This window comes from Sinorhizobium fredii, from assembly GCF_002944405.1.
GTDB lineage: Bacteria > Pseudomonadota > Alphaproteobacteria > Rhizobiales > Rhizobiaceae > Sinorhizobium > Sinorhizobium fredii_C.
The window spans coordinates 423,004-436,555 of record NZ_CP024307.1 but is presented as its reverse complement, the minus strand read 5'-3'; the positions used below and the strand labels follow the sequence as shown (position 1 = coordinate 436,555).

The window sequence follows — 13,552 nt, the reverse complement described above, 5'->3', positions numbered from 1 at the left end:
AGGCATTCCGTTCGATGTTCCCGACCGATCCGATCTCCAATCTCTCCGCCCTTATCCGTTGCCCCTCGGTCACCCCGGCCGAAGGCGGTGCCTTGTCGGCGCTCGAAGGCATGCTGGCGCCCCTCGGCTTCACGCTCGATCGGGTAATGGCCAGGGAGGCGGGAACGCCGGATATCGAGAACCTCTATGCCCGCCTCGGCACCGAAGGCCCGCATCTAATGTTCGCCGGCCATACGGACGTGGTGCCGGTCGGCGACGAAGCCGCCTGGACCCATTCGCCCTTTTCGGCCGTGATCGCCGGCGGCGAAATGTACGGGCGCGGCGCTGTCGACATGAAGGGCGGCATTGCCTGCTTCGTCGCGGCGGTTGCCCGCCACATCGAAAAGCATGGCCGACCCAAGGGATCGATTTCCTTCCTCATCACCGGCGACGAGGAAGGACCGGCGATCAACGGCACGATCAAGCTTCTCGAATGGGCTGCCCAAAAAGGCGAGCGCTGGGACGCCTGCCTCGTCGGAGAGCCGACCAATCCGGATAACCTCGGCGACATGATCAAGATCGGCCGGCGCGGATCCCTCTCCGGCCGGATCACCGTCCACGGCGTCCAGGGGCATGCCGCCTATCCGCACCTTGCCGACAATCCGGTGCGCGGCATTCTGCAGCTGACGCAAGCGCTGATGGACCCGCCCTTCGACGCCGGCACCGAGAATTTCCAGCCGTCCAACCTGGAGGTGACGACGATCGATGTCGGCAATGCCGCCGTCAACGTCATTCCGGCCAAGGCCAGTGCCGCCTTCAACATCCGCTTCAACGACCGCTGGACGGCCGAAAGCCTGAAGGCGGAGATCGTTGCCCGCCTCGGCCGTGCCGCAAAGGACGGTGCGCTTCGGCCCGGTCGCGATCCGGTCAGATACGACATCGTCTGGAACGAGCGCCCGAGCCACGTCTTCCTGACGCGCAACAACGCGCTGATCGATTCGCTTTCCGGCGCAGTCGAGGCCGTGACCGGCCGCCGGCCGAAGCTCTCCACCACCGGCGGCACGTCGGACGCCCGCTTTATCAAGGACTATTGCCCGGTGGTCGAATTCGGTCTCGTCGGCCAGACAATGCACATGGTCGACGAGCGCGTCGCGGTCGCCGATCTCGAGACCCTGACCGAGATCTATGAAACCTTCATCGCCCGCTGGTTCGGCCATGCCGCTGCTTGACGAGGTTCTCGCCTATATCAAGGGGCTCTGGCTGCTGATCCAGGGCAACCGCGAAGGCTATAACTGGCTGGACATCAGCGAAAGCGGCTTGTGGCGCTCCTTTTCGGCGATCCTCTGGTCGCTGCCGGCCATGGCCGTTTCCTGGGCGTCCTGGCGCCTCTATTATCTTTCGGCGATGCCGAGCGGCTCGACCGTCGGCATCGGCTTTTTCCTAAAGCTGCTCGTCGTCGATCTCGTCAGTTGGCTGCTGCCGGTCATGCTCGTTGCTGGCCTTTCGCGGCCCCTCGGATTTGCCGGATTGGTCGTGCCTGTGATCGTCACCACCAATTGGCTCTCGGTGCCGCTTTCCTATGCGATGGCGATCCCGGCCGCGCTCCTCCTTCTCGCGCGTGGAGGCCATCAGCTCACTGCTCTCCTGTCGCTGATCGTCCTCATTGCGGGCGTCGTCCTGCTCTTCCGGCTGCTGCGCTCGATAACCGGCAATCAGAACCTGCTCGCTTCCGCCCTGACGGCCCTTTACCTGCTGCCGCCGATGATGCTCGCCCAATATCTTCAGCACTTCTTCGGACTGATCCCCGGCTGAGCTGGGTGAGCGCGAGCGGTCAGTAATCGACCTGCATGAAGAACAGGCCATCCGGCGGGGCAACGGGTCCGCAGGCCTTGCGGTCGCGCGCCTCGAGTGCGGCCTTGAGGTCGTCTGGCGTCCACTTGCCCTCGCCGACGAGCTTCAGTGAGCCGGCGAAGGAGCGTATCTGGTTGTGCAGAAAACTTTGCGCCGTCGCGCGAATCTCGATCAATTCGCCGCTGCGGGTGACATCCAGCCGATCGATGGTGCGCAGCGGACTGGTCGCCTGGCAATGGGCGGACCGGAACGTCGTGAAATCGTGATGGCCGACGAGATGTTGTGCGGCCGCATGCATCGCCTCTTGGTCGAGCGTCTTCGGCACCCACCAGGCGCGCCGTGCCTCGAGCGCCAGCGGCGAACGGCGGGAGATGATGCGGTAGAGATAATGCCTGCGGACGGCCGAAAAGCGCGCGTCGAATTCCGGCGGAACTTCGGCCGCGTCGAGGATCGACACCCGCTCGGCGGCGAGCGTCAGGTGGGCATTGAGCGCATTGCGCAGCGTGTGGGTCTTCCATTCGCGGGTCAGGTCGAGATGCGCCACCTGGCCCCTGGCGTGGACGCCGGAATCGGTGCGTCCCGCGCCGCGGATCGAGACGGTCTCGCCGGTCAGGGACAGCACCGCCTTCTCGATCGCCCCTTGCACGGAGGGACCGTTCTCCTGCCGCTGCCAACCGACATAATCGGAGCCGTCATATTCGACGGTCAGCCGGTAGCGCGGCATCAGGAAATCCTCGTGCCGGCGGCGATCGGCGTGCCGCGCAGAAAGTCAGGCGCAGCAAGCGCCTTGCCGCCTGCCCGCTGCAGGCGCGTCGGCCGCACCGCCCCTTCGCCGCAGGCGATCGTCAAGCCGTCGTCCAGGATCGTGCCCGGCGTGCCGGCCCCTGCGGCAAGCTCCGACCCCAGCACCTTGATCCGCTCCATCCGCCCGGCGACCTGAAGTTCGAACCAGGCGCCCGGAAAGGGCGCGAGGCCGCGGATATGATTGTGAACGTCGGCCGCCGGCCGCGTGAAAACGATCCGCGTCTCGTCCTTCGTAATCTTGGCGGCGTAGGCGACGCCTTCCTCGGGCTGCGGTGTCAGCGTCAGTTCGCCCATCTCGAGCCGCACCATCGCCTCTTTCATGAGCGCCGCTCCGACATGCATCAGCTTGTCGTGCAGCTCGCCGGCCGTCATCGTCTCGCCGATCGGAACAGACTTGACGAGCGCCACGGGCCCGGTGTCGAGCCCCTTATCCATTTTCATCACCATCATGCCGGTCTCACGGTCCCCGGCCATGATCGCCCTCTGAATCGGTGCGGCACCCCGCCAGCGCGGCAGGAGCGAGGCATGGCCGTTATAGCAGCCGTGGCGAGTGCCCGAGAGGATCTCCTCCGGCAGCAGCAGGCCATAGGCGACGACGACTGCCACATCGGCACCGAAATCGCGAAAGATCTGCCGATCCGCGGTTTGCCTGAGGTTGACGGGTGTCAACACCGGAACACCGAGAAGTTCGGCCGCCTGATGCACCGGCGACTTTCGCAGATCGAGGCCGCGCCGGCCGCCGGGACGCGGCGGCTGCGTGTAGACGGCGACGATCTCGTGACGCGCCTCGACGAGAGCAGAGAGCGTCGGCACGGAGAATTCCGGTGTGCCCATGAAGATGATGCGAAGCGGCAAGGCGGTGAACTCCGTCTTTCTCAAATGCCCCAAGCAGGGCAGCGGCTCCGAGTCAAACGCCTCTAGGCGCGGGGCGCGACGGTCAGATGGCCTTGGCGCCGCGCGTCTTGGCCGCCTTGGCGAACTTGCGGATCACCATGTCGCGCTTGAGCTTGGAGATGTAATCGATGAACAGGACGCCGTTCAGATGGTCGATCTCGTGCTGCAGGCAGGTGGCGAGCAAGCCGTTGGCCTCAACTACCTGCTCCTTGCCGCCGCGGTCGAGATATTCGACGGTGATCGCCGCCGGTCGCTCGACTTCGGCATAATAGTCAGGGATCGACAGGCAGCCTTCCTCGTAGACGGAGCGCTCCTCGGAGGATTTCACGATCTTCGGATTGAGGAAGACCAGCGGTTTCTTCTCCTCGCCCTCCTTCGAAACGTCGAGAACCAGAAGGCGCTTCGGCACGCCGATCTGGATCGCCGCCAGTCCGATGCCGGGAGCGTCATACATGGTCTCGAGCATATCGTCGGCAAGCCGGCGAATGTCGGCGTCGATCGTCTCAACGGGCGTCGAAACCTGGCGCAGAAGCGGATCGGGAAGGATGATGAGCGGCTTGATCGTCATGCTCCCCCATAGCCGATCTTTCCGTCGCTGCGCAAGAAAATTGCCGTGTGATGAGTTGAGCCGTTTGTTCTTGTTTTGATCTAGTTTTCAGATGCGAATCTGTTTAGGCTGCCGCCATGGAGCCCACTGCCTTCGCCATCGACCAGCCGCTGTTCCTCATCGGCACCTTTCCCCTAACGGCTGGCCATCTGCTCAGCCTCGCCGCTCTCCTGTTCGTTTTGCTGGCAATTGCGTCGGCCCGCAGGGCGCGGGCGCTTCGCGCCGACGACCGGGACCAGCAGCTATCGGCGCTGCTCGCGGCACAGACCGAAATGCAGGGACGCATCGCCGCGATGGCCGATGTCTTCGGCACACGGCAGGCGGAACTCAACCAATCGCTCAGCCAGCGCATTGACGGCATGACGCACCGGATCGGCGCGTCGATCAGCGAACAGACGAAGGCGACCCACGAGAATTTAAGGCGGCTGCAGGAGCGGCTGGCGGTCATCGACAGCGCCCAGAATAATATCCAGTCTCTCGCCAGGGACATGGCCGGGCTGCAGAGCATTCTTGCCAACAAGCAGACGCGCGGCGCCTTCGGCCAGTCGCGGATGGAGGCGATCGTTGCCGACGGCCTGCCGATGGGCGCCTTCACCTTCCAGGCGACGCTTTCGAACGGGGCGAGGCCGGACTGCATCATCCGCATGCCGAATGCCCAGCCGCCGCTCGTCATCGACGCAAAATTCCCGCTCGAAGCCTGGAATGCCATGCGTGATGCGGAAAGTGCCGAGCGGCGCCAGCAGGCGGCGCAAGCCTTCCGACGCGACATGGAGGTCCATATCCGCGATATCGCCAGCAAATATCTGCTCGCTGGCGAGACGCAGGAAACCGCCTTCCTGTTCGTTCCGTCCGAATCGATCTTTGCGGAAATCCACGAGCATTTCGAAGCGACCGTCCAGAAGGCGCACCGCCAGCGCATCGTCATCGTCTCGCCGTCGCTGCTGCTCCTTTCCATCCAGGTGATCCAGTCGATCCTGAAGGACGCCCGCATGCGCGAGCAGGCGCATCTGATCCAGGGCGAGGTGGTGCGCCTGATGGAGGATCTCTCGCGGCTCGACGAACGGGTCCGGAAGCTGCAGGGCCACTTCGCGATGACCCAGAAGGATGTCGAGGACATTCTGATCTCCTCCGACAAGCTGACGCGTCGCGGCGCCAAGATCGAGGCGCTGGAACTGGAGGCCGCACCGGCGAACCACGGCGCCAGGGAGCCGGCCGACAAGAGTGAGCGGGCAGTCGACAACCGCATCGGGCAATTGAAGCTGCGGGTGGTTGACGAAGACTGACGGCCTCGGGCACTCTCCGGCACAATCAGCAACCCGACGGGACATCTCCACATGATCACTGTTCTTGGGTCCATCAACATGGACCTGATCGCCACGACCGCACGCCTTCCGAAGCCGGGCGAAACCGTTGCCGGAACGGGCTTTTCCACCGCCGCCGGCGGCAAGGGGGCGAACCAGGCGCTGGCAGCCCGGCGCGCCGGCGCTTCCGTGCGGATGGCCGGCGCCGTCGGCTCGGACAGCTTTGCGGAAGGCGCGCTTACCCTGCTCAAGGAGGCGGGCACGGACCTTGGCCTCACCAAGACCGTGAGCGAGCCGACCGGGACCGCCCATATCCTCGTCGGCGGTGACGGCGAGAACGTCATCGTCGTCGTCGCCAGCGCCAATGCGACGGTGAGCGAGAGCGACGCGGTCACGGCCCTCGAGCAAATGGCGGCCGGCGACACGCTGATGCTGCAGCTCGAAATTCCGGCGGCCTCGGTGGAGAAGGCGCTGGTGGAGGCCAGACGCCGTGGCATCCGCTCGATCATCAACATCGCGCCGTTAACGCCGGAGGCGGCCCGCCTTGGCCGCATGGCCGACATCGTCATTGCAAACGAGACCGAGTTCGAGCTTTTGGCGGGCAAAAGCGGTATCGCCGGCGCTGAGCGTGAAGCGGCAATGAAGGACCTCCACGACGAAACCGGACAGATCGTCATCGTCACCCTCGGTGCCGAGGGTGTCGCCGCCGTCCATCAGGGCGATATTCACAGCGCCAAGGGGCTGGCGATCGAACCCGTCGATACGGTCGGAGCTGGAGATACGTTCTGCGGCTATCTCGCGGCAAGCCTCGACGCGGGCCTCGCCTTCCCCGATGCGCTGCGCCGTGCCGCCGCCGCCGGATCGCTCGCCTGCCTGAAAGCGGGAGCACAGCCGTCCATACCGCTCGCCTCCGAGGTCGCCGCGCGCCTTTGACTGCCGCAGTCTATTTTTGGTCCGTTTCGCGATCTGGATAGGATTTGGCGCGGCAACGATGCTCGCCGCGCAGAATCCACTTTGGACGGCCAGGAATTGGCCCGGATGTTGGCCTTAAATTAATCTTTGATGATCTATCCAGATTGCGAGGCAGCCCGCTCGCATCGGTCCGGCTCCTGTATGCCGGTCGGCATCACGCGCTCCATGATGGAGCTTCACCCACATTTGGAATGTCATGCCGCAGGCAAGAAACCTGCGGACCTCTCAGTGCGTGAGGATTTCATGTTCAACTTCCATGCAAAATCGCTGGCCACCAAGCTGATCGCCGTCACGGGCGGCACGATCGCTCTCGTGTTGCTCGCATCGAATTTCGTTCTCATTTCGCAGACCCAGGATCGTGTCGAAACGCTCGTCTTCGACGGCGCCAAGACGGAGGCCCGCGCGATTGCCGCCGAAATCGCCGGCAGCGTCGGAGAGCTGGCGGCCGCCGCCAACACGATGTCGGGCGTGCTCGGCCGCGGCCATGCCGGAAAATCCGTCGACCGCGCCGGCGCCATCAACCTATTGAAGGCCAACCTCGATCAGCATGACTTCGCCTTCGGCAGCTGGTTCGCCGAGGCGCCGAAGGCATTCGACGGCAAGGACGTCGTCAACAACACCGAGCTTGGCGGCAATGCGGAAGGCGCCTTCACGCCCTATTGGTCGAAGGACCGCAACGGCAAGGCACAGCTTTCGACCTTCCGCGCCGACTACGCGGCCGAATGGTACGCGCTAGCCGCGAAGAGCGGCAAGGGTGCCATCACCCAGCCCTACATGGCCGAAGGCACCGACGTTCCGACGACGATGACGTCGATCGCCTATCCGGTGCTGTCCGACGGCAAGATGATCGGCGTCTCGGGCGTCGACATCTCGCTCGCTTCGCTTGCCGACCGGCTCGCGACGTTGAAGCCCTTCGGTTCGGGCCGCGTCTACCTGCTGTCGCAGAGCGGCAAGTGGCTCGCGGCGCCAATTCCCGATCTCCTGATGAAGGATTACGAGGGCGAGGGTGAGGATATCATCCAGAAGGCGCTCTCGTCCGACGCGTCAGGCATGATCAGGAACCTGACCTATGACGGAAACGCGCCCTTCGACCGGGTCGTCTATCCCTTCAAACTGCCCAATGTGGCTGCGAACTGGCTCGTCCTCGTCGACGTGCCGCGCACCGCCATCAATGCACCGGTCAACGATCAGACCTATATGATGATCATCGGGGGCATCGTCGTTCTCGCCGCCGTGCTCGCCGGCCTCCATCTCGCCGTTCGCCGCTTCGTCCAGAAGCCGCTCGCGGGCCTCGTCCGCGACGTCGAAACGCTCAGCAATGGCGACTATGCACAGCCGATCTCCGGGCAAGACCGCTCCGACGAGACCGGCTCGGTCGCCAAGGCCCTCGAAGGTTTCCGTCATCGGTTGGCCGACGCCAAACGCCTAGAAGGCGAAGCCCGCCACGAGCGCGAACAGGCCGAGCTGGAACGCAGCCGCTCGGAGAGCGAGCGCGCCGAGACCGGGGCGCTGCAACGCGACATCGTCGCACGTCTCGGCAAGGGTCTCTCGCATCTCGCCTCCGGCGACCTCGCCTACCGGATTGCGGACGAGTTCCCGGGCGAATATGCCCAGCTGAAGCGCGACTTCAATGCGGCGATGGAGAGCCTTGAAGAGACCATCCGCACCGTCAACCACTCGGTCGTCAATATCGGCAGCGGCACCAGCGAGATTTCCAACGCCGCCAACGACCTGTCGCATCGGACCGAGCAGCAGGCCGCAAGCCTGGAGGAAACCGCAGCCGCCCTCGACCAGCTGACGTCGCAAGTGGATGCCAGCGCCGAAAACGCCAAGGTCGCGGCAAAATCCGTCGAACTGGCGAGCAGCGATGCGGAGCAGTCCGGCGCGGTCGTGCAGAAGGCGATTGCGGCAATGCAGGGCATCGAGCAGTCCTCGCACGAGGTCAGCCGCATTATCGGTGTCATCGACGAGATCGCCTTCCAGACCAACCTGCTCGCACTCAATGCGGGCGTCGAGGCCGCACGCGCCGGCGAGGCCGGCAAGGGCTTTGCGGTCGTCGCGCAGGAGGTCCGCGAGCTTGCGCAGCGCTCGGCCAATGCCGCCAAGGAGATCAAGACCTTGATCAACACCTCGGCCGGACAGGTGCGCGAGGGCGTCGATCTCGTCGGCAAGACGGGCGGCGCACTCAAGAAGATCGCCGAGCAGGTGGTGCAGATCAACGGCTTGATCCGGCAGATCTCCAGCTCCGCCTCGGAGCAAGCCGTCGGCCTCAAGGAGATCAACGCAGCGGTCAACCAGATGGATCAGGTGACGCAGCAGAATGCGGCCATGGTCGAAGAGACGACGGCGGCCAGCATGACGCTGAACGAGGAGGCCCGGACACTGAGCGGGCTGGTTGCGCGGTTCCGCGTGGTCCAGCGAGAGCCGGTACAGTCTTCCGCCGAAAAGCTGCGTGGCGCCGCCGCCAGGATGCGAACCGCAGAAGCTCCCCGCCCGGCAGCGGAACCGCCGGCGGCACGCGGCTATTCGAGCTCGACGCAGCGGGTTCTCGTCCAGACCTCCGGCGCAAACGCCCTCGCTCAAGGCAATTGGGAAGAGTTCTGATCGAAACAGACAAGACTAAAGCGGCGCCCGACGGGCGCCGCTTTCATTTTCAGAGGCGCGCCAGGCGATCGGTCAGGAGCTCGAAGAATCCCTCGTCGTCGATATGGCGCATCACCTTGGCATTGTGCTTTCGGCCGGTGACCTGCCACCAGTCGACGACGGTCATGCCGGTGGTCAGCGCCGACGCCGTCTCGATCTCGACATTGCAGTCGCGGCCGGTGAAGAGCTCCGGCCGCAAGAGATAGGCGATCACCGTCGGATCGTGCAAAGGCCCGCCATCGGTGCCGTATTTCTCGATGTCGAAGCGTTCGAAGAATTCCAGCATTTCAGCGAGCGCGACCGCCGCCGGGCGGCCGATGGCGCGGATTTTCTCGACCCGGACCTTATGGGTGAGGACGCGATGCGTCACGTCGAGCGGCATCATGACGATGGGAATGCCGGAGCGGAAGACGATCTCGGCGGCTTCCGGATCGACATAGACGTTGAATTCGGCCGCCGGCGTGATGTTGCCGCCTTCAAAGAAGCCGCCGCCCATCATCACCAGCTCCCGCACCCGCGGCGCGATTTCCGGCGTCCTCGTGAGCGCCAGGGCGATATTGGTCAACGGACCCAGCGTGCAGAGCGTCACTGTGTCCGGCGCTTCGGCAAGCAGCGTCTCGATGATGAAGTCGACGGCGTGCTGCTCCTGCAGCGGCAGGGTCGGCTCGCTGAGTTCAGGACCGTCGAGGCCGGTCTTGCCGTGCACATGTTCGGCCGTCACCAGCGGCCGCGCCACGGGCCGCTCGGCCCCGGCAAAGACCTTGATGTCGGTCCTGTTGCAAAGTTCGCAGACGATCCGCGCATTGCGCGACGTCAGCGTCAACGGCACGTTGCCGGCAACCGTGGTGATGCCGAGCACGTCGATTTCCTCCGGACTGCCGAAGGCCAGCATGATGGCGGCCGCATCGTCCTGTCCCGGATCCGTGTCGATGATGATCTTTCTCGCGCTTGTCACTGTCTTCCTCCTGCGAGTCGGATGGTATCGGATCGCCAGGCCATGACCTGGTGAGGTGAGCCGGTCACGGGGAGACTTGAGCAGCCTGCGCGTGCGCCGGGGAATTGGACCTCCGCAGCGGACTATGATTTGCGTCAGCGGCCGAGGCAAGCCGCTTGCACTCGTTGCGCACAGCTACCATATTGCTGTCGAAGGATGCTGCCTGGCAGGTCCGAAAGATGGTCGCTTGAGCTCACAAGGACTTGGAATGAGCAGGATTACGCCCTTTACGAGCCCGCTGCTGGTGGGCTTCGACAGCATGGAAAAGACCCTCGAGCGGATCGCCAAGGCGAACGACGGATACCCTCCCTACAATATCGAGCGCATTCGCGGCGATAGCGCCGCCGGTACGCCGGAACGGCTGCGGATCACGCTTGCCGTCGCCGGATTCTCCGAAGAGGATCTGGAGGTCACGACGGAGGAAAACCAGCTCGTCATCCGTGGCCGCCAGGTCGAAACCGGCGAACGGGATTACCTGCATCGCGGCATCGCCGCCCGGCAATTCCAGCGGACCTTCGTGCTTGCCGACGGCATGCGGGTGCTCGGCGCCGAACTCCGCAACGGTCTTCTGTCGGTCGATCTGGTGCGCCCCGAGCCGGTCCGTATGGTAAAGAAAATTAACATTTCGGTCCCAGAATAGGATAACCGGCGGGATTTTCCTCCCGCGCCGGCGACCACGGAGCATGACCATGGGACTGAAAACCATCACCTCATCGCTGTCGAAAAACGACCTTGCGCATCTCGGCGCCGGCGAAGTCGGCTATATCCGCAAGATGCGGTCGGAGGAGGTCTCCCGCTGCTTTCCGGAAGCGCCCGAGATGGGACCGGGCATCGATCTCTGGGCCCTGTTTGCGGCGGACGGCACGCCGATCCTGTTGACCGACAACCGCTCGAGCACCTTCTTCAAGGCCGCCGAGGACGACCTTCGCACCGTCAGCCTGCATTGAGCAGCTGAGGCATTCCAGCTGAATTTGGCGCCTCATCCAGCTGCGCCACCTTCTCCCCGCAGCGACGGGGAGAAGGAACAAGGGGCTATGTCCCACCGCCCATTTTCCGCACTAGCTGGGGTAAGGCCAAAGCGCAAAGAGTCCTAAACGCGCCGAAACGTCAGATAGGCCGAACTTCTGCCTTCCCGTCGGGCCTTGGCCTCGTAGCGCGTGCTCGGCCAGCCGGCAAACGGGGTCAGCCAATCGGCCGATCTTTCCGCCGTCCAGTCGAAGGCGGCGTGGTCGCGGCAATGGATGAGCGTCCAATTGACATAGTTGTCGATGTCCGAGGCGAAGCAGAAGAGGCCGCCGGGTTTCAGGACGCGCGCGAAGCGGTCGAGATTGACCTTTGAGACGAACCGCCGCTTCCAATGCTTCCGCTTCGGCCAGGGATCGGGATAGAGCAGATCGATCTGATCGACGGAAGCCTGCGGCAGCCAGTCCAGCACCTGCGTGGCATCGTCGTCATAGAGGCGGACATTGTCGATCTCCCTCGCTTCGATCTGGCCGAGCAGCTTTGCCATGGAATTAACGAAGGGTTCGACGCCGATGAAGCCGGTGGACGGATCCTCCGCCGCCCGATGAATGAGATGCTCGCCGCCGCCGAAGCCGATTTCCAGGCGAATCCGCTTGACCTCCGCGGGAAACAGCGCCGACAGATCGTCCGGCGACGGTTGCTTGAGATCGAGCCTCAGGACCGGCAGCAGCGTCTCGAGCTGCGCTGCCTGGCGTTCCCGCAACGGCTTGCCCTTGCGGCGCCCGAAGAAGGCCTCCGTCGATCTGGCACCACGCGGTTCGGTCATATTTGTTCTTCCTTGGATCATGACGATTTTCGGCCTCATTCGACCGAAGATCACAAGCATGATCGACTTCATTATGTCCAGACGCCGGCGCCTGACCGCTCACATCTTCCCGCGCAAGCAGAGGGGCGGAGGCTCCTTCGAGCATCCGCCCCGATCTGCTTTTCACTTGCGTTCAACCGCGGCAACACCGTGGCGCTGACGCCAGCCTCTTCGGCCCACCCGTGTGTGAATATCAAGCGGCGCGGCTGCTGATCGGCGCAGAATCGAGCGAGATCGCTTCCTTGAGCGGCTTGACGAGGTCGAGCTTCTCCCAGGAGAAGGAGCCGTCGCGGCCAGCCTTGCGGCCGAAGTGGCCATAGGCGGAGGTCTTGGCATAGATCGGCTTGTTGAGGTCGAGGTGGCGGCGGATGCCGGTCGGCGAAAGGTCCATCGTCTTGCGGATGGCCTTCTCGACCTGGTCTTCCGAAACCTTGCCAGTACCGTGCAGGTCGACATAGATCGACAGCGGCTGGGCGACGCCGATCGCATAGGAAAGCTGGATCGTGCAACGTTCCGCGAGGTTGGCCGCCACGACGTTCTTCGCGAGATAGCGGGCGGCATAGGCGGCCGAGCGGTCGACCTTGGTCGTGTCCTTGCCGGAGAAGGCACCGCCGCCATGCGGTGCGGCGCCGCCATAGGTGTCGACGATGATCTTGCGGCCGGTGAGACCCGCGTCGCCGTCCGGTCCGCCGATGACGAACTTGCCGGTCGGGTTGATGTACCAGGTGCAGTCGTCGGCGATCTTCAGGTCGTCGAGGGCCTCGCGGATATAGGGCTCCACGACCTTGCGGACCTTGGCGGAATCCCAGCTGTCGTCGAGGTGCTGGGTCGACAGGACGATGGAGGTGACTTCGCTCGGCTTGCCGTCGACATAGCGTACCGTCACCTGGCTCTTGGCGTCCGGGCCAAGCTTGGCAACGTCGCCCTCGCCCTTCTTGCGGGCGGCGGCGAGCAGATTGAGGATGCGGTGCGAATAGTAGATGGGCGCCGGCATGAGCTCGGCGGTCTCGCGGCATGCATAGCCGAACATGATCCCCTGGTCGCCGGCCCCCTCTTCGCCCTGCTTGTCGGCGGCATTGTCAACGCCCTGGGCGATGTGCGCCGACTGGAAGTGCAGCAGCACGTCAATCTTCGCCGTCTTCCAGTGGAAGCCGTCCTGCTCGTAGCCGATGTCGCGGATCGCCTTGCGGGCGGCCGCCTTGAACTTCGAGGGGTTGATGACGTCGTTGCCGTTCTTGTCCTTTTTCAGAAGGCTCGGCGGCAGGCGTACTTCACCGGCGATGACGACGCGGTTGGTGGTCGCCAGCGTTTCGCAAGCAATGCGCACGGTCCACGGGTCGACTCCGCATTTCGCCGCTTCGCGGTAGACCAGGTCGACGATCTCGTCGGAGATGCGGTCGCACACTTTGTCCGGATGACCTTCGGCAACGGATTCGCTGGTGAACAGGTAATTTGCGCGCATACGGGAAGTCCCCTCAATGAAAGAAGCATGTTCACTGTTAGTGGTTTTGCCACCGAAAAACAAGCGCACAAGGACATAAATATATCTTTATATCGATATCGCGACGACGATTGGAACGGCATTTCTCCAAGCCGCGCCGACCGACAAAAACAGTCTCAGGAGCCCCCGGCACCTACGAAAAAAGCGGCCCTGGGCCGCTTTTTCGTAAGGTCGGAAA

General features: G+C 63.9%; 13 protein-coding genes. 7 read left to right on the top strand and 6 right to left on the bottom strand.

The window, feature by feature from the left end; all coding sequences use genetic code 11:
- Window positions 1-14 precede the first annotated feature (14 nt).
- The gene (gene dapE, locus NXT3_RS02130) at window positions 15-1,208 is read left to right on the top strand and encodes a succinyl-diaminopimelate desuccinylase (RefSeq protein WP_104838722.1); all 1,194 of its coding nucleotides are present in this window, start codon (window positions 15-17) and stop codon (window positions 1,206-1,208) included.
- Window positions 1,195-1,791 carry a hypothetical protein gene (locus NXT3_RS02125; RefSeq protein WP_037420699.1) on the top strand — a complete coding sequence of 199 codons (597 nt, stop codon included), beginning with the start codon at window positions 1,195-1,197 and terminating at the stop codon, window positions 1,789-1,791. Before dapE ends, NXT3_RS02125 begins: the two co-directional genes overlap by 14 nt.
- Window positions 1,792-1,810: 19 nt before the next feature.
- On the opposite strand, the gene truA is transcribed toward NXT3_RS02125, so the two are convergent.
- From truA to def, 3 genes are all read right to left on the bottom strand, one after another.
- Window positions 1,811-2,554, bottom strand: a complete 744-nt coding sequence (gene truA / locus NXT3_RS02120) for a tRNA pseudouridine(38-40) synthase TruA (RefSeq protein ID WP_104838721.1) — start codon at window positions 2,552-2,554, stop codon at window positions 1,811-1,813.
- On the bottom strand, window positions 2,554-3,489 hold the full coding sequence (gene fmt, locus NXT3_RS02115) for a methionyl-tRNA formyltransferase (RefSeq protein ID WP_104838720.1): 936 nt from the start codon (window positions 3,487-3,489) through the stop codon (window positions 2,554-2,556). Before fmt ends, truA begins: the two co-directional genes overlap by 1 nt.
- Window positions 3,490-3,571: 82 nt before the next feature.
- A complete protein-coding gene (gene def, locus NXT3_RS02110) occupies window positions 3,572-4,096 on the bottom strand; it encodes a peptide deformylase (protein ID WP_037420711.1) in 525 nt (174 codons plus the stop codon).
- Window positions 4,097-4,212: 116 nt separating this feature from the next.
- Between def and NXT3_RS02105 the strand changes: the two genes are divergently transcribed.
- The 3 genes from NXT3_RS02105 (at window position 4,213) to NXT3_RS02095 (ending at window position 9,012) form a co-directional block, all read left to right on the top strand.
- Window positions 4,213-5,418 carry a DNA recombination protein RmuC gene (locus NXT3_RS02105; RefSeq protein WP_037420714.1) on the top strand — a complete coding sequence of 402 codons (1,206 nt, stop codon included), beginning with the start codon at window positions 4,213-4,215 and terminating at the stop codon, window positions 5,416-5,418.
- 51 nt (window positions 5,419-5,469) lie between these two features.
- Window positions 5,470-6,369 (top strand): ribokinase, encoded by a 900-nt coding sequence (locus NXT3_RS02100; protein ID WP_097525559.1) that lies wholly within the window; start codon window positions 5,470-5,472, stop codon window positions 6,367-6,369.
- 282 nt (window positions 6,370-6,651) lie between these two features.
- Window positions 6,652-9,012: a methyl-accepting chemotaxis protein gene (locus NXT3_RS02095; RefSeq protein ID WP_104838719.1), complete on the top strand. Its 2,361-nt coding sequence runs from the start codon at window positions 6,652-6,654 to the stop codon at window positions 9,010-9,012.
- Between the two features lie 49 nt (window positions 9,013-9,061).
- Here the strand turns inward: NXT3_RS02095 and NXT3_RS02090 are convergent, their stop codons facing one another.
- Window positions 9,062-10,006, bottom strand: a complete 945-nt coding sequence (locus NXT3_RS02090) for a nucleoside hydrolase (protein WP_097525558.1) — start codon at window positions 10,004-10,006, stop codon at window positions 9,062-9,064.
- A gap of 247 nt (window positions 10,007-10,253) precedes the next feature.
- On the opposite strand from NXT3_RS02090, the gene NXT3_RS02085 reads away from it, so the two are divergent.
- Window positions 10,254-10,685, top strand: a complete 432-nt coding sequence (locus NXT3_RS02085; protein ID WP_037378185.1) for an Hsp20 family protein — start codon at window positions 10,254-10,256, stop codon at window positions 10,683-10,685.
- Window positions 10,686-10,734: 49 nt separating this feature from the next.
- Window positions 10,735-10,992 (top strand): BQ00720 family protein, encoded by a 258-nt coding sequence (locus NXT3_RS02080; RefSeq protein ID WP_012706639.1) that lies wholly within the window; start codon window positions 10,735-10,737, stop codon window positions 10,990-10,992.
- A 143-nt stretch (window positions 10,993-11,135) separates the two neighbouring features.
- Here the strand turns inward: NXT3_RS02080 and trmB are convergent, their stop codons facing one another.
- Both trmB and metK read right to left on the bottom strand, forming a co-directional pair.
- The gene (gene trmB, locus NXT3_RS02075) at window positions 11,136-11,834 is read right to left on the bottom strand and encodes a tRNA (guanine(46)-N(7))-methyltransferase TrmB (protein ID WP_097525666.1); all 699 of its coding nucleotides are present in this window, start codon (window positions 11,832-11,834) and stop codon (window positions 11,136-11,138) included.
- 232 nt (window positions 11,835-12,066) lie between these two features.
- The gene (gene metK / locus NXT3_RS02070; protein ID WP_097537753.1) at window positions 12,067-13,335 is read right to left on the bottom strand and encodes a methionine adenosyltransferase; all 1,269 of its coding nucleotides are present in this window, start codon (window positions 13,333-13,335) and stop codon (window positions 12,067-12,069) included.
- Window positions 13,336-13,552: the final 217 nt, after the last annotated feature.